Raw genomic sequence first — 15,772 nt, forward strand, 5'->3', positions numbered from 1 at the left:
TTAATTCCTCCTCCGATTTCGCTTCAAAAACTCACTTATTATTTTACCAAACTTTTCTCCATCTTCCACATGAATCGCATGTCCGGCATCATTTATTATTTTCCATTCAGCCTGCTTCAGCTTTTTTTTCATCGAGTCCGCAATTTCACAAAACTTAGGATCGAGTTCACCGGTTACAAGAAGCACAGGGAAATCAAGGTTTTTCAGGTCTTCCCAGTAAGAAGCCTGACTGCCGGTCCCCATACCAAGGAGGCTATTGTAAAGGCCGGCAGGGACATTTGCCATCCTCTGCTCCCGAATGGCTGACCTGGTTTTGGCCGACAACCGTTTTTGACTTTCAAACAGTGGGATGTTTTCCCATTGATCCACAAAAGCTTCCATGCCCTTTTCAAGAATCCTTTCAGCAAGCTTCCTATCATTTTGCCTTCGGGTTTCCCGCTCCTCTTCTGTTAAAAGGCCTGGTGAAGCGCTTTCCAATATCAATGTATCAACATACTCAGGATACAAACAGGCAAATCCCAATCCAAGCCTGCCGCCCATCGAGTATCCAAGGATATGGGCTTTCGGGAAATGTAACTCATCCAAAATGTACTTGATATCTTCAGACACCCGCTCCATCCCATACCTTCGATGATCGGCCGGTGACGCAGACATGCCATGACCGATGATATCGACCATGATCATTGTATACCTATCACGCAATAGCGGAATGAGGAAATTCCATGTATCCCGATTTCCCGTAAATCCATGCAAAAGTACAAGAGGTTCTCCATTTCCCGTTATTTCAACAGCATAAGTGACATCCTTGCTGACAATATTCATGATATTTCCCTGTCTAACACCATTTTTATTTCCTGGGAAACAAAACTCCACAAATTTCGATGCTTTTGTAAATTGGACTCCCTTTCGGTCGGCACCTCAATGATTTTCAGACCTTGAATTCCAAATGACTCTGTAAATACCTTCTTTAACTCATCCCAATTTTGCACCTTGTTGTATTTACCGCCATACAGCTTTGCAGTATGGGAAAAATCAAGCCCATGAGGGGTGCCGAATAGCATTTCGAAATGTTCTTTCTCATTCGCCTGTGGCAAGAAAGAGAAAATGCCGCCCCCATCATTATTAATCAGCAATATGGTGATATTTTGTTTTTGAAGTTTTGCTGCAAGCAAGCCATTCATATCATGGAAAAAGCTTAAATCCCCGATTGCCAGTACTGTATTTTTCGAAACCGTACTTACTCCAAGAGCAGTGGAAACGACCCCATCGATGCCATTCGCCCCACGGTTTGCAAAGGTTTTGATTCCTTTTCCATTATTCAAAAAGAATGTATCCAAATCTCGTATGGGCATACTATTCCCGACAAATAAGGTGGATTCCATTGGCAACATATCAGCAAGCAGGGAGAACAGCTTGCCTTCACTTAATTCCTCTTCATCCCTGATGGAAGCTAAGGCATTCTTCGTTGCTACGTTGACAGTTTGCCATAAGCCAAGCCATTTATCATCTGAGGCTTCAGTAACTTTTTCACAAACACGCTTGCAGAAATCTTTCTCTTCGCTGTAAATCATGTTCGTTGCCAATCCGGCTGGTTCGCGCCAACCCGCTCCGCCATCGACGACCAAAGTGATTGCTTGTTTTTGTTTTTTCATGAATAACAATAAGGGTTTAGAAACAGGCATTGTCCCAAAACGTAAAATCACGTCCGGCCTGAAAGCCGCTTTTGCCGCTTCATCGCGTAAAAACGTATCATACGCATCAATAATGATGGCTTTGTCGTGGCTCCCACTCCTTAACTGGGAAAGAGGGTCAGCCAATACCGGAAAAGCAAGTTTATCCGCTAATGCTTTGATTGCTTCCTTCATCCCTGGATGCGGTAATTCGCCACATACAATCATACCTTGCTTAGCTTGTGACAAAGTAGTTGCAACAGCATCTATTTGTGATGCGGACAGTGACCGTTCTCCACTATCAATCAACACTGCAGGCGTCATTTTATTTTGCCTATATCCCTTTGCTTGCTCCAGATCCGGAATCAATGGTTCTCGAAGCGGGAAATTCAAATGTACTGGCCCTGCAGGTTCAGTTGCCGCTGTAGCCACTGCCCTTGCACCGATCGTCCTTGCATACCGCATCATCTCATCAGTACTTTCAGGAAGTGCCATTTCGACAAACCATTTTACTTGTCTCCCGTACAGATGAATTTGATCGATTGCCTGTGGGGCACCGACATCACGCAATTCATGCGGACGATCAGCGGTCAGCACTATTAGCGGCACTCTTGAATAGTAAGCCTCGATGACGGCAGGGTAAAAGTTTGCAGCCGCTGTACCGGATGTACAAAGAAGTCCGACAGGTTCTTTTAAGGCCTTAGCCAAACCAAGGGCGAAAAAAGAAGCCGAACGCTCATCCACATTAATATGAATTTCGATATCAGGATGTTCCACTAACAACAAAGCTAGGGGAGTGGATCGCGAACCTGGGCTCACAACCACATGCTTCATCCCATTTTGTGCCAGCTCATCGACAAATGAAGCAGCATACGCTGTCAATGCATCTCGGTCATTCATTAAGATTTCCTCCTAAAGCACTTAGCATCGGATTGAATTTAATCCCCGTTTCCCGGAACTCACTTTCGGGAGCCGAATCTTCAACTACGCCGCACCCCGCAAAGAGCGATGCCTCATTGTTCTGTATTAGGGCAGAACGTATCCCTACGGCGAATTCCCCATTTCCATACGTATCCACCCAGCCTAATGGTCCCGCATAAAAGCCGCGCTCAAGACCTTCCATTTCCCGAATCCGGACAACGGCCTTTTCTTTTGGAAGTCCGCCCATGGCGGGTGTAGGATGGAGATTCTCGACGAATTCAAAAATCGTGACACCATCCTTGGATATACCGCGGACCGGTGTATACAAATGCTGGATATGACGGTTTTTCATAAGTTTCGGTTCGGCCGGGACCATTACCTTTTTACATACAGAATCAAAGGCATTTGATATCATCGACACGACATATTGGTGCTCTTGTAAATTCTTTTGGTCATGAAGCAATTCTTCACCAAGACAAACATCTTCTTGCTCATCTTTCCCTCGCCCCATCGATCCAGCAAGACAGGTAGAGAAAACTTCATTTCCCTGTTTCTTAATTAAACGTTCGGGAGTGGCACCGACAAAACAGTCACCACCAGCTTCCAAACTGAAAATATAGCTTAATGGCTGCTCAGCAATCAATTGCTCAAGCACTTTCCCTGAATCGATGGAACGCTCGAAAACAACTCGAAGCTCCCTTGCCAAAACAATCTTGTCGAGATCTGTCGTCTTGATTTCCTGAACAGCCTCTCCGACCGTCCGCTTCCATTCCTCAGGTTTGACTTCCTTCTGCAAAACCAAGGCATTAGGAACCAATCCAGTGCCGTCCAGGCTTTTGAAAAGGAAGGCTTCCCGTTCATTTATCATATCTATGAAGAGTTTTTCTGAATCATCAGGCGAACAAAGTAAGTTTGTCGTTAAGTAAGCTTGTTTCCCCACTTTTGATAGCATGAAGGCAGGTATATAAAACAGGTTGTCCCCGAATTGATTCCAAAGGAGCGTACTGTTAGTTTCATAATCAAAAGAAAAGCCCCCAAACAGTAAAGGACCGGTCGCTTCTACATCGGTCAATCCCGTTTTGACAGCAGTATTCTGCAGTTTGATCCAGCTCTTTTCGACTTCTCTATAACGTTCGGCATTCGATGCCGCTTTGAGTTTCTTAACAGTGCCTAAACCGGTGATGGTTATTTCCTTTGCAGGGTCCTCCCAGAAAAAGCGTTCACCCGCGTACCGTTCTCTTCCAGCTTGATAAAATGAAAGGGGGTTGTTGCAATTAACTTTCTTAATATGACTGAATAGAACTTGATCATTCAAGTCCTTCGCCTTTTGTATAGCTGAAGCCAGTCCCTGAAACTGTTCAGTTTCTTCTGAGATAGCCAAGAAAATCCCCCCAAATGTACATTTTAAAAGCTTTTTAACCTATTTAAAGATACACCTCCCTTCAACCTCATGTCAATAAAACGCCCCTTTACCGAACGATTCATGCCTGCTTTTTTCCTTATTATATGAATCTTAGCGAATGAAGAGAAATATCCTTGATTTTGGAAGAGAATCTTCATGAAATCCAATTGACACACTTCCCCAGTTTTCCTACACTTATTAAGATAACCTTTTGTGCAACATTTCAATATTTGTTATAATTTCGAAAGAACCAATAATGATTTTGAGGAGAGAAATAATGCAAACAGAATACGACGGACTTCCCCTTAAACGGACCTGGAAGATTTGGTGGGAGTTAATTCGTCCACATACACTAACCGCAGCTTTTGTCCCAGTCTTACTTGGAACTGTGATTGCACTCTTGGAAGATGGAGTGAATTGGTTACTATTCGCTGCCATGATGATTGCAAGTATCCTGATTCAAGCTGCAACTAATTTATTCAATGAATACTATGATTTCAAGAGAGGCTTGGATACGGAGGAATCCGTAGGCATCGGTGGCGGGATCGTGCGTCATGGGATGACCCCAAAACTCATCATGACCTTGGCACTTGGCATGTATGCCATCGCCCTGATACTTGGAATCTATATCTGTGCCGCATCATCTTGGTGGCTTGCAGCAGTAGGACTGGTTTGCATGCTTGTTGGCTACCTTTATACAGGCGGTCCACTACCCATTTCATATACACCATTCGGGGAACTATTTTCTGGTTTGTTCATGGGCTTTTTGATCATCCTGATTGCCTTTTTCATCCAAACCGGTTATGTATCTTCAACAGCCATCTTAATTGCCATCCCTAGTGGAATATTGGTCGGGTTAATCAACTTATCCAATAACCTCCGTGACCACGATGGAGATAAGGCACATGGCCGCAAAACGATGCCTGTAGTGATGGGCAGGAAAAACGCCCTGACATTCATGGCAATCATGTTTGCCTTCTCTTATTTATGGCTGGTTGGATTAGTCCTTACTGGAAATGTAACAGCGTGGATTCTTCTTGCCTTCCTTAGCATCCCGAAAGCCATGGCCGCAGTCAAAGGCTTCGTTGGTAAAACACAGCCGATCACGATGGTACCGGCAATGAAAGCAACGGCCCAAACGAACACCTTCTTTGGCTTACTTATGGCCATTGGTTTATTCATCAGCTATCTTATATAATTTTCAAGGACCGAGCTATCCGCTCAGTCCTTTTTTTATCTTCCGTTCCATTTTGTTTTCCTATACTCCGATTCGGGTAATAGATAATACAACCATCATAAAAATATAAAATGAGATATGGACTTTAGAAGGAGTGAATGGATATGGCAACGAAACAGCAAATGCATAAATTCAGAAAAGTACTGCTTCAAGAAAAAGCTGAACTTGGAAATAGGATTCAAAATGATGAACGATCCGTTCTTGATAAAAGCCAGACGGAATCTGTTGGGGAATTATCATCTTATGATAATCATCCTGCTGATCTTGGAACCGAATTATTCGAGATGGAACGGAACCAAGCACTTGATGAGCATGCACAATTTGAAATGGATAAAATAGAAGAAGCATTGAATGCCATAGAAGAGGGTTCGTATGGCCATTGTAAAACCTGCAATATAGAAATCCCTATCGATAGACTTGAAGCGATTCCAAGCACTCTCTACTGTGTCGAGCATGCCCCGGAACGACCAATTGCACAAGACAGACCGGTGGAAGAAGATATACTGATCCCATCCAAGGGTGATGATTTTGAAAATCGTCATGGAAATGAAATAGTTGATAAAGAAGATAGCTTTGGTGAAGTCGCCAAATTCGGTACATCCGAAACGCCATCTGATTACACAGGTGATCATGACAATTATAATGATCTTTATAAAACCGAAGGTGAAACGAATGGATTTCCTGAAGACTATGAAGGATTTGCCGCAAATGATATCGAAGGGGAAAATAGGGTGAATATGCCGAACAAAAAGCAAAAGCAATATGAAAATACACTAGATGAAGAGAATGATTCCAGTCTTGGAGACATTCCCTATAATCAAAAGGATAATTATATCAATGAAAAAAAATGAAAAAAAGAAGCATACATGTATGTATGCTTCCCTTTTTGTTATGACCCGTACGGGATTCGAACCCGTGTTACCGCCGTGAAAGGGCGGTGTCTTAACCGCTTGACCAACGGGCCAAATGGCGGAGAAGGAGGGATTTGAACCCTCGCGCCGCTCGCGCGACCTACACCCTTAGCAGGGGCGCCTCTTCAGCCTCTTGAGTACTTCCCCATGGCTCCGCAGGTAGGACTCGAACCTACGACCGTTCGGTTAACAGCCGAATGCTCTACCACTGAGCTACTGCGGAACAATATGAATATGGTGGGCCTAAATGGACTCGAACCATCGACCTCACGCTTATCAGGCGTGCGCTCTAACCAGCTGAGCTATAGGCCCATATTTGGAGCGGGTGAAGGGAATCGAACCCTCATCATCAGCTTGGAAGGCTGAGGTTTTACCACTAAACTACACCCGCGAAATGGGGCGACTGATGGGAATCGAACCCACGAATGCCTGAACCACAATCAGGTGCGTTAACCACTTCGCCACAACCGCCGTAATATTAAAATATGGTGGCTCAGGACGGAATCGAACCGCCGACACAAGGATTTTCAGTCCTTTGCTCTACCGACTGAGCTACTGAGCCACAAATGTACTAAATTTAAAAATGGCGGTCCCGACGGGAATCGAACCCGCGATCTCCTGCGTGACAGGCAGGCATGTTAACCGCTACACCACGGGACCTAATAATTGCGGGGACAGGATTTGAACCTGCGACCTTCGGGTTATGAGCCCGACGAGCTACCGGACTGCTCCACCCCGCGACGGTAATAATGAAACGATTTGCATCAAGTTTTCGTGTATATCGTTTCTTCGCTTCCTTATGTAAGGTTGTTTCAAAACAACTTGCTGCTTTAGAAAAAATGGAGGAGGTAGAGGGATTCGAACCCCCGCGGGATTTGACTCCCCTGTCGGTTTTCAAGACCGATCCCTTCAGCCGAACTTGGGTATACCTCCACGGCTTTTAAAAATGCATATGGTGGACCTTGTAGGACTCGAACCTACGACCGGACGGTTATGAGCCGTCTGCTCTAACCAGCTGAGCTAAAGGTCCTTATATTTATTGGTAGCGGCGGAGGGGATCGAACCCCCGACCTCACGGGTATGAACCGTACGCTCTAGCCAGCTGAGCTACACCGCCAATATAATATAAGTATCTGATTGAAAAATGGTGGAGCCTAGCGGGATCGAACCGCTGACCTCCTGCGTGCAAGGCAGGCGCTCTCCCAGCTGAGCTAAGGCCCCATTCATTAAAAATCACGTGGTCGGGAAGACAGGATTCGAACCTGCGACCCCTTGGTCCCAAACCAAGTGCTCTACCAAGCTGAGCTACTTCCCGCAAAAAACATGGTGCGCCCGGCGGGAGTCGAACCTACAACCTTCTGATTCGTAGTCAGATGCTCTATCCAATTGAGCTACGGGCGCATATTAAGATGGTGCCGAGGACCGGAATCGAACCGGTACGGTAGTCACCTACCGCAGGATTTTAAGTCCTGTGCGTCTGCCAGTTCCGCCACCCCGGCACATACGAAAAGTGGAGCGGAAGACGGGATTCGAACCCGCGACCCCAACCTTGGCAAGGTTGTATTCTACCACTGAACTACTTCCGCATGAAAGATGCGGGTGAAGGGACTTGAACCCCCACGCCTTGCGGCGCCAGATCCTAAGTCTGGTGCGTCTGCCAATTCCGCCACACCCGCATATGAAATGGTGAGCCATGAAGGATTCGAACCTTCGACCCTCTGATTAAAAGTCAGATGCTCTACCAACTGAGCTAATGGCTCGTGCTTGTACAATCAAAAAACATGGTGCCGGCAAGAGGACTTGAACCCCCAACCTACTGATTACAAGTCAGTTGCTCTACCAGTTGAGCTACACCGGCAGGTGTAAAATGGTGGAGGATGACGGGATCGAACCGCCGACCCTCTGCTTGTAAGGCAGATGCTCTCCCAGCTGAGCTAATCCTCCATATATAACCTGCTTGGCGACGTCCTACTCTCACAGGGGGAAACCCCCAACTACCATCGGCGCTGAAGAGCTTAACTGCCGTGTTCGGAATGGGAACGGGTGTGACCTCTTCGCTATCGTCACCAAACATTGTTAACATTTTTTCAAGACATATATTATTATAACGTCTTTTTGAGAAAATGCAAGAAGAAATTTTCATTCCTTCAAAACTAGATAATAAGAAGGTATTTCATTTTTTAAAAAGCGTTGGTTAAGTCCTCGATCTATTAGTATCAGTCAGCTCCACATGTCGCCACGCTTCCACCTCTGACCTATCAACCTGATCATCTTTCAGGGATCTTACTAGCTTGCGCCATGGGAAATCTCATCTTGAGGGGGGCTTCATGCTTAGATGCTTTCAGCACTTATCCCGTCCGCACGTAGCTACCCAGCTATGCCTTTGGCAAGACAACTGGTACACCAGCGGTGCGTCCATCCCGGTCCTCTCGTACTAAGGACAGCTCCTCTCAAATTTCCTGCGCCCGCGACGGATAGGGACCGAACTGTCTCACGACGTTCTGAACCCAGCTCGCGTACCGCTTTAATGGGCGAACAGCCCAACCCTTGGGACCGACTACAGCCCCAGGATGCGATGAGCCGACATCGAGGTGCCAAACCTCCCCGTCGATGTGGACTCTTGGGGGAGATAAGCCTGTTATCCCCGGGGTAGCTTTTATCCGTTGAGCGATGGCCCTTCCATGCGGAACCACCGGATCACTAAGCCCGACTTTCGTCCCTGCTCGACTTGTAGGTCTCGCAGTCAAGCTCCCTTGTGCCTTTACACTCTACGAATGATTTCCAACCATTCTGAGGGAACCTTTGGGCGCCTCCGTTACTCTTTAGGAGGCGACCGCCCCAGTCAAACTGCCCACCTGACACTGTCTCCCACCCCGATAAGGGGCGCGGGTTAGAATTTCAATACAGCCAGGGTAGTATCCCACCAACGCCTCCACCGAAGCTAGCGCTCCGGCTTCTCAGGCTCCTACCTATCCTGTACAAGCTGTACCAAAATTCAATATCAGGCTGCAGTAAAGCTCCACGGGGTCTTTCCGTCCTGTCGCGGGTAACCTGCATCTTCACAGGTACTATAATTTCACCGAGTCTCTCGTTGAGACAGTGCCCAGATCGTTACACCTTTCGTGCGGGTCGGAACTTACCCGACAAGGAATTTCGCTACCTTAGGACCGTTATAGTTACGGCCGCCGTTTACTGGGGCTTCGGTTCAAAGCTTCGCTTGCGCTAACCTCTCCCCTTAACCTTCCAGCACCGGGCAGGTGTCAGCCCCTATACTTCGCCTTGCGGCTTCGCAGAGACCTGTGTTTTTGCTAAACAGTCGCCTGGGCCTATTCACTGCGGCTTTTCCGGGCTATTCACCCTAAAAAGCACCCCTTCTCCCGAAGTTACGGGGTCATTTTGCCGAGTTCCTTAACGAGAGTTCTCTCGCACACCTTAGGATTCTCTCCTCGCCTACCTGTGTCGGTTTGCGGTACGGGCACCTTACATCTCACTAGAGGCTTTTCTTGGCAGCGTGGAATCAGGAACTTCGGTACTATATTTCCCTCGCCATCACAGCTCCGCCTTAATGGAAACGGGATTTGCCTCGTTTCCGGCCTAACTGCTTGGACGCGCATATCCAACAGCGCGCTTACCCTATCCTTCTGCGTCCCCCCATCGTTCAAACGATGTATAGGTGGTACAGGAATATCAACCTGTTGTCCATCGCCTACGCCTTTCGGCCTCGGCTTAGGTCCCGACTAACCCTGAGCGGACGAGCCTTCCTCAGGAAACCTTAGGCATTCGGTGGAAGGGATTCTCACCCTTCTTTCGCTACTCATACCGGCATTCTCACTTCTAAGCGCTCCACCAGTCCTTCCGGTCTGACTTCAACGCCCTTAGAACGCTCTCCTACCATCGACACCAAAATGGTGTCAATCCACAGCTTCGGTGATACGTTTAGCCCCGGTACATTTTCGGCGCGGAGTCACTCGACCAGTGAGCTATTACGCACTCTTTAAATGGTGGCTGCTTCTGAGCCAACATCCTGGTTGTCTAAGCAACTCCACATCCTTTTCCACTTAACGTATACTTTGGGACCTTAGCTGGTGGTCTGGGCTGTTTCCCTTTCGACTACGGATCTTATCACTCGCAGTCTGACTCCCAAGAATAAGTATTTGGCATTCGGAGTTTGACTGAATTCGGTAACCCGTTGGGGGCCCCTAGTCCAATCAGTGCTCTACCTCCAATACTCTCATCTTGAGGCTAGCCCTAAAGCTATTTCGGAGAGAACCAGCTATCTCCAGGTTCGATTGGAATTTCTCCGCTACCCACACCTCATCCCCGCACTTTTCAACGTGCGTGGGTTCGGGCCTCCATTCAGTGTTACCTGAACTTCACCCTGGACATGGGTAGATCACCTGGTTTCGGGTCTACGACCTCATACTCATTCGCCCTATTCAGACTCGCTTTCGCTGCGGCTCCGTCTTATCAACTTAACCTCGCATGAAATCGTAACTCGCCGGTTCATTCTACAAAAGGCACGCCATTACCCATTAACGGGCTTTGACTACTTGTAGGCACACGGTTTCAGGATCTATTTCACTCCCCTTCCGGGGTGCTTTTCACCTTTCCCTCACGGTACTGGTTCACTATCGGTCACTAGGGAGTATTTAGCCTTGGGAGATGGTCCTCCCTGCTTCCGACGGGATTTCTCGTGTCCCGCCGTACTCAGGATCCACTCAGGAGGGAACGAAGTTTCAACTACAGGGTTTTTACCTTCTTTGACGGACCTTTCCAGATCACTTCATTTACCCCGTTCCTTTGTAACTCCATGTTGAGTGTCCTACAACCCCAAGAGGCAAGCCTCTTGGTTTGGGCTAATTCCGTTTCGCTCGCCGCTACTCAGGAAATCGCATTTGCTTTCTCTTCCTCCGGGTACTTAGATGTTTCAGTTCCCCGGGTCTGCCTTCAGTACCCTATGTATTCAGGTAAAGATACTGTTCCATTACGAACAGTGGGTTTCCCCATTCGGAAATCTCCGGATCAAAGCTTACTTACAGCTCCCCGAAGCATATCGGTGTTAGTCCCGTCCTTCATCGGCTCCTAGTGCCAAGGCATCCACCGTGCGCCCTTTCTAACTTAACCGTTAAAAAAGATCTTACTGATGCTTTGAAAAAAATTAATTGCCTTCTATCTATTATCTAGTTTTCAAGGAACAAAGTAGAAAGAATCCATCACATCGTGATGTTTATCTTTCGTATCTGAATGAATTACTCATTCAAAACTGAACAAAACAAAAGCGCTCTCGTAATTATCCTTAGAAAGGAGGTGATCCAGCCGCACCTTCCGATACGGCTACCTTGTTACGACTTCACCCCAATCATCTGTCCCACCTTAGGCGGCTGGCTCCATAAAGGTTACCTCACCGACTTCGGGTGTTACAAACTCTCGTGGTGTGACGGGCGGTGTGTACAAGGCCCGGGAACGTATTCACCGCGGCATGCTGATCCGCGATTACTAGCGATTCCGGCTTCATGTAGGCGAGTTGCAGCCTACAATCCGAACTGAGAATGGCTTTATGGGATTCGCTTACCTTCGCAGGTTTGCAGCCCTTTGTACCATCCATTGTAGCACGTGTGTAGCCCAGGTCATAAGGGGCATGATGATTTGACGTCATCCCCACCTTCCTCCGGTTTGTCACCGGCAGTCACCTTAGAGTGCCCAACTGAATGCTGGCAACTAAGATCAAGGGTTGCGCTCGTTGCGGGACTTAACCCAACATCTCACGACACGAGCTGACGACAACCATGCACCACCTGTCACTCTGTCCCCCGAAGGGGAAAGCCCTATCTCTAGGGTTGTCAGAGGATGTCAAGACCTGGTAAGGTTCTTCGCGTTGCTTCGAATTAAACCACATGCTCCACCGCTTGTGCGGGCCCCCGTCAATTCCTTTGAGTTTCAGCCTTGCGGCCGTACTCCCCAGGCGGAGTGCTTAATGCGTTAGCTGCAGCACTAAAGGGCGGAAACCCTCTAACACTTAGCACTCATCGTTTACGGCGTGGACTACCAGGGTATCTAATCCTGTTTGCTCCCCACGCTTTCGCGCCTCAGTGTCAGTTACAGACCAGAAAGTCGCCTTCGCCACTGGTGTTCCTCCAAATCTCTACGCATTTCACCGCTACACTTGGAATTCCACTTTCCTCTTCTGCACTCAAGTTCCCCAGTTTCCAATGACCCTCCACGGTTGAGCCGTGGGCTTTCACATCAGACTTAAGGAACCACCTGCGCGCGCTTTACGCCCAATAATTCCGGACAACGCTTGCCACCTACGTATTACCGCGGCTGCTGGCACGTAGTTAGCCGTGGCTTTCTGGTTAGGTACCGTCAAGGTACCAGCAGTTACTCTGGTACTTGTTCTTCCCTAACAACAGAACTTTACGACCCGAAGGCCTTCTTCGTTCACGCGGCGTTGCTCCGTCAGACTTTCGTCCATTGCGGAAGATTCCCTACTGCTGCCTCCCGTAGGAGTCTGGGCCGTGTCTCAGTCCCAGTGTGGCCGATCACCCTCTCAGGTCGGCTACGCATCGTCGCCTTGGTGAGCCATTACCTCACCAACTAGCTAATGCGCCGCGGGCCCATCTATAAGTGACAGCGTAAACCGTCTTTCCATCTTCTCTCATGCGAGAAAAGAACGTATCCGGTATTAGCTCCGGTTTCCCGAAGTTATCCCAGTCTTATAGGCAGGTTGCCCACGTGTTACTCACCCGTCCGCCGCTAATCTCAGGGAGCAAGCTCCCATCGATTCGCTCGACTTGCATGTATTAGGCACGCCGCCAGCGTTCGTCCTGAGCCAGGATCAAACTCTCCGAAGAAATGTTTGACTTGCTCATTTTGCTTTTTTTAATAGTGTGTGCTCACTTAAAATTTAACGTTGGCGCTTTGTTTTGTTCAGTTTTCAAAGAGCAATTTGTTGTCGTTTCTCTTAGAAGCGACTCCTATAATGTAACACATTGTGTCACGTTTCGTCAACAACTTTTTTTGAATTTTTTTCATCAAGTTGTTGGCTGTTTGTGTTGCTGTCTTAGCGACAAGAAATAATATACCATGTACCAAAAATGTTTGCAATACGTTTTTTAAAACTTTTTCAAAAAAAACGTTTTTTTCTTTTTTCCTCTATATATCCTTTTCATCATCCCCACCACCCTGTCCCCTTCTTCCGGAACAAGCGCATGTTTCATGAATAAACGAAGCATATTTCCAAAGAAACACAAATAGACATATATAGATATCTTTTTCCCTTGAGGTGAAGCGATGAATCTATCATTAATCGGATTACTCATTTCTTACAGTATGGCCCTTTATTTATTCAGTTCTGCTTATTATGAAGCCATTAGGTTCAGCAAAGAAAAAGGCAAGGTGAATGGCACGACGTTTTTATTCAGCTTTACTTTCGCTTTGGTTTTCACACGGATCACCTATTTGTTTCACCCCTATTAAATAAAGCAGTAAGTCAGGAGACTTACTGCTTTATTACGGAGACCTTCGCTTCTTTATATACCTTACTTTTCTTTTCATCCTTTAGGAACATCATCAAACCACCCAATATGATTGTACCTCCAAGGACCTGCGTCCAGAGTATCGGTTCATCCAATATGAAGTAAGCCAGAATCGTTGCTCCAACCGGTTCAAGTAAGATTCCCATCGAAAGCGTCGAAGTGCTTAACCACTTTAAAGACCAATTGAATAAAGAGTGTCCTAATAAAGTCGGGAAAATGGCAAGCAAAACAAAATAGATCCAATCGGCAGCCGGATACGGGGCCAATCCCTCTTCCTTGAATATCACATAGAAAAACAAAGTAACAGCACTGATTGCATACACGACAAATGTATATGTTATAGAAGAGACGCGTTTTCGAACATTTTGGCCAAATAGTAAATAACCGGTTACCAACGCACATGCGATAAGCGAAAGAATATCTCCCCAAAGCGCCATACCGCTGATTCTCAAATCTCCCCAGCTAATGACAAGGCTGCCTGCTATCGCAATGATGCCGCTCAATATTGCCTTCATTGAAAATCTTTCTTTGAAAAACAAATAGGCTCCAGCAAAAGCGAATAATGGCTGAAGGGTGACAAGCACAGTTGAACTGGCGACAGACGTGTAATTAAGCGATTCAAACCATAAAATAAAATGAAAAGCCAAGAAAACTCCTGCCGCAATCGAATATAGCCAATCCTTTTTCCCAATAAATATAAGTTCATGGCGGTATTTCACCAAAAACACCGGCAGCATAAGAAGGACGGTAAATAATAAACGGTAAAAAGCTATAACACCCGACGGAGCAGTCGCCAATTTAACAAGGATGGCCGAAAATGAAACGGATGCAACACCGATCGCCAACGCAACATAGGGATTCACTTTTGGCATTTGCATTTAAATTCCTCCTTTCAATCGGAATGACGTTACGTATCATTGAACTCTATTCTACTATGTTAAAATTATAAGGGTAAGCTTTTTTGAAAAACGGGTATATGGCAACACACGATCTTATTCATCGATAATATTTGGAAGTGGTGAAACAAATGGAATGGACATTCGACCCGCAATCGGAACTGCAAATCCTTATAAAATTGGGCATTTCAGCTCTCCTCGGCCTAATCATCGGACTAGAGCGAGAAATGAAACGAAAACCCGTTGGATTAAAAACAAGCCTGGTCATTTCAATCGTCAGCTGCTTATTAACGATCGTTTCCATGGAATCCGCTTATAAGTTCCCAGGGAGTGAACACGTAAACATCACAATGGACCCCTTGCGTCTAGCCGCTCAGATTGTTTCTGGCGTCGGCTTTATCGGGGCTGGCGTCATTCTCCGGAGGGACAATAACAGCATATCCGGTTTAACGACAGCTGCCATCATCTGGGGAGCTGCCGGTATCGGGATTGCCGTTGGAGCAGGATTTTTTCTTGAGGCCATAGCCGGCGTCATACTATTGATTATAAGTGTCGAATTGGTGCCCTTAATCGTTACCTGGCTCGGACCGATGAAGTTGCGGCAAAAAGAAATCTTTCTGCAGCTGGTGGTGAAAAATAAAGATGACATTGCCGTCGTGCTGAAAAAAATCAAAGACGAAAAAATATTCATCAAAAACCTAAGAATCAAAGATGTGGAAGAAGACCACCACCTTTTGACGCTTAAAGTATTGGTCGATCATAAAGTTAGAACATCGGAAGTGTATTATACCGTTTCCAACCTTAAGGAAATTGCACGGGTAGAGATTGAAAATGCCTAATAAGAAAACCGTTTGACTTACCCGCAAACGGTTCACCAATAAAAGGGATTCGGAATTAAACATTCCGAACCCCTTTTGAAATTCCCTTTGAATTTCCCTCAATATTAAGAGATTGATTTTCTACGAGTCCACTACGTTTAGACCATTTTTGACCCCGGGCAAGTCCAATTGCCTGCATAAACTCAATCCTCAGGTTTTATCTTTAACACCAGAATCCAACACCTAATATGCATACATGGACATTTACTATCATCCATCGGTCAGTGAGAAAGTCTAGTGTTACGTGACTTCACTGGGGCCTATTCCTTTGTTTAAGGGTCCACTCTATACATTTATTTTAAATTTGCAAAATAATCAAACC

8 protein-coding genes, 21 tRNA genes and 3 rRNA genes are annotated in these 15,772 nt (G+C 46.5%); 4 read left to right on the plus strand and 28 right to left on the minus strand.

Annotation, left to right across the window (positions count from 1 at the left end; genetic code table 11):
* Genes menH through UP17_RS22205 form a run of 3 tightly spaced genes read right to left on the minus strand, consistent with a single transcriptional unit; the run spans nucleotide 1 to nucleotide 3,972 of the window.
* A complete protein-coding gene (gene menH, locus UP17_RS22195) occupies nucleotides 1-822 on the minus strand; it encodes a 2-succinyl-6-hydroxy-2,4-cyclohexadiene-1-carboxylate synthase (protein WP_061465338.1) in 822 nt (273 codons plus the stop codon).
* Entirely contained in the window at nucleotides 819-2,570 is a 1,752-nt protein-coding gene (gene menD, locus UP17_RS22200; protein ID WP_061465339.1) for a 2-succinyl-5-enolpyruvyl-6-hydroxy-3-cyclohexene-1-carboxylic-acid synthase, read from the minus strand. Before menD ends, menH begins: the two co-directional genes overlap by 4 nt.
* Nucleotides 2,563-3,972, minus strand: a complete 1,410-nt coding sequence (locus UP17_RS22205; protein WP_061465340.1) for an isochorismate synthase — start codon at nucleotides 3,970-3,972, stop codon at nucleotides 2,563-2,565. The genes menD and UP17_RS22205 overlap by 8 nt, the downstream gene beginning before the upstream one ends.
* A gap of 298 nt (nucleotides 3,973-4,270) precedes the next feature.
* Between UP17_RS22205 and UP17_RS22210 the strand changes: the two genes are divergently transcribed.
* Nucleotides 4,271-5,191, plus strand: a complete 921-nt coding sequence (locus tag UP17_RS22210) for a 1,4-dihydroxy-2-naphthoate polyprenyltransferase (protein WP_061465341.1) — start codon at nucleotides 4,271-4,273, stop codon at nucleotides 5,189-5,191.
* 143 nt (nucleotides 5,192-5,334) lie between these two features.
* Nucleotides 5,335-6,081, plus strand: a complete 747-nt coding sequence (locus UP17_RS22215; RefSeq protein ID WP_061465342.1) for a TraR/DksA C4-type zinc finger protein — start codon at nucleotides 5,335-5,337, stop codon at nucleotides 6,079-6,081.
* A gap of 41 nt (nucleotides 6,082-6,122) precedes the next feature.
* Here the strand turns inward: UP17_RS22215 and UP17_RS22220 are convergent.
* The 24 genes from UP17_RS22220 to UP17_RS22335 all read right to left on the minus strand — a co-directional run bounded on the left by UP17_RS22220 (nucleotide 6,123) and on the right by UP17_RS22335 (nucleotide 12,992).
* A tRNA-Glu gene (locus tag UP17_RS22220) sits at nucleotides 6,123-6,194 on the minus strand.
* A gap of 3 nt (nucleotides 6,195-6,197) precedes the next feature.
* Nucleotides 6,198-6,288, minus strand: a tRNA-Ser gene (locus tag UP17_RS22225).
* A 1-nt stretch (nucleotide 6,289) separates the two neighbouring features.
* Nucleotides 6,290-6,364: transfer RNA gene (locus tag UP17_RS22230), tRNA-Asn, on the minus strand.
* A gap of 12 nt (nucleotides 6,365-6,376) precedes the next feature.
* Nucleotides 6,377-6,453, minus strand: a tRNA-Ile gene (locus UP17_RS22235).
* A gap of 5 nt (nucleotides 6,454-6,458) precedes the next feature.
* Nucleotides 6,459-6,532: transfer RNA gene (locus UP17_RS22240), tRNA-Gly, on the minus strand.
* Between the two features lie 4 nt (nucleotides 6,533-6,536).
* Nucleotides 6,537-6,612 (minus strand) — tRNA-His (locus UP17_RS22245).
* 15 nt (nucleotides 6,613-6,627) lie between these two features.
* Nucleotides 6,628-6,703 (minus strand) — tRNA-Phe (locus tag UP17_RS22250).
* 22 nt (nucleotides 6,704-6,725) lie between these two features.
* A tRNA-Asp gene (locus UP17_RS22255) sits at nucleotides 6,726-6,801 on the minus strand.
* Between the two features lie 6 nt (nucleotides 6,802-6,807).
* Nucleotides 6,808-6,881 (minus strand) — tRNA-Met (locus UP17_RS22260).
* A gap of 100 nt (nucleotides 6,882-6,981) precedes the next feature.
* Nucleotides 6,982-7,074, minus strand: a tRNA-Ser gene (locus UP17_RS22265).
* A gap of 20 nt (nucleotides 7,075-7,094) precedes the next feature.
* Nucleotides 7,095-7,171, minus strand: a tRNA-Ile gene (locus UP17_RS22270).
* A gap of 10 nt (nucleotides 7,172-7,181) precedes the next feature.
* Nucleotides 7,182-7,258: transfer RNA gene (locus UP17_RS22275), tRNA-Met, on the minus strand.
* Nucleotides 7,259-7,286: 28 nt separating this feature from the next.
* Nucleotides 7,287-7,362 (minus strand) — tRNA-Ala (locus UP17_RS22280).
* Nucleotides 7,363-7,379: 17 nt separating this feature from the next.
* Nucleotides 7,380-7,456, minus strand: a tRNA-Pro gene (locus UP17_RS22285).
* Nucleotides 7,457-7,465: 9 nt separating this feature from the next.
* Nucleotides 7,466-7,542, minus strand: a tRNA-Arg gene (locus UP17_RS22290).
* Nucleotides 7,543-7,551: 9 nt separating this feature from the next.
* Nucleotides 7,552-7,640 (minus strand) — tRNA-Leu (locus UP17_RS22295).
* Nucleotides 7,641-7,652: 12 nt separating this feature from the next.
* Nucleotides 7,653-7,727: transfer RNA gene (locus UP17_RS22300), tRNA-Gly, on the minus strand.
* A gap of 8 nt (nucleotides 7,728-7,735) precedes the next feature.
* Nucleotides 7,736-7,817, minus strand: a tRNA-Leu gene (locus UP17_RS22305).
* Nucleotides 7,818-7,825: 8 nt separating this feature from the next.
* Nucleotides 7,826-7,901: transfer RNA gene (locus UP17_RS22310), tRNA-Lys, on the minus strand.
* 22 nt (nucleotides 7,902-7,923) lie between these two features.
* Nucleotides 7,924-7,999 (minus strand) — tRNA-Thr (locus UP17_RS22315).
* Nucleotides 8,000-8,009: 10 nt separating this feature from the next.
* Nucleotides 8,010-8,085 (minus strand) — tRNA-Val (locus UP17_RS22320).
* An 11-nt stretch (nucleotides 8,086-8,096) separates the two neighbouring features.
* A 5S ribosomal RNA gene (gene rrf, locus UP17_RS22325) occupies nucleotides 8,097-8,212 on the minus strand.
* A gap of 119 nt (nucleotides 8,213-8,331) precedes the next feature.
* Nucleotides 8,332-11,265, minus strand: a 23S ribosomal RNA gene (locus UP17_RS22330).
* A 176-nt stretch (nucleotides 11,266-11,441) separates the two neighbouring features.
* Nucleotides 11,442-12,992 (minus strand): 16S ribosomal RNA (locus tag UP17_RS22335).
* The 16S, 23S and 5S rRNA genes sit together here with 21 tRNA genes alongside, the layout of an rRNA operon.
* Before the next feature lie 439 nt (nucleotides 12,993-13,431).
* Between UP17_RS22335 and UP17_RS28005 the strand changes: the two genes are divergently transcribed.
* Nucleotides 13,432-13,617: a hypothetical protein gene (locus tag UP17_RS28005; RefSeq protein WP_155727456.1), complete on the plus strand. Its 186-nt coding sequence runs from the start codon at nucleotides 13,432-13,434 to the stop codon at nucleotides 13,615-13,617.
* A 22-nt stretch (nucleotides 13,618-13,639) separates the two neighbouring features.
* Here the strand turns inward: UP17_RS28005 and UP17_RS22345 are convergent, their stop codons facing one another.
* Nucleotides 13,640-14,554 carry a DMT family transporter gene (locus tag UP17_RS22345; RefSeq protein WP_061465344.1) on the minus strand — a complete coding sequence of 305 codons (915 nt, stop codon included), beginning with the start codon at nucleotides 14,552-14,554 and terminating at the stop codon, nucleotides 13,640-13,642.
* Between the two features lie 149 nt (nucleotides 14,555-14,703).
* On the opposite strand from UP17_RS22345, the gene UP17_RS22350 reads away from it, so the two are divergent.
* Entirely contained in the window at nucleotides 14,704-15,411 is a 708-nt protein-coding gene (locus UP17_RS22350) for an MgtC/SapB family protein (protein ID WP_061465345.1), read from the plus strand.
* Nucleotides 15,412-15,772 lie beyond the last annotated feature (361 nt).

Origin of the sequence: Peribacillus simplex, assembly GCF_001578185.1 — a bacterium.
GTDB classification, from domain to species: domain Bacteria; phylum Bacillota; class Bacilli; order Bacillales; family DSM-1321; genus Peribacillus; species Peribacillus simplex_A.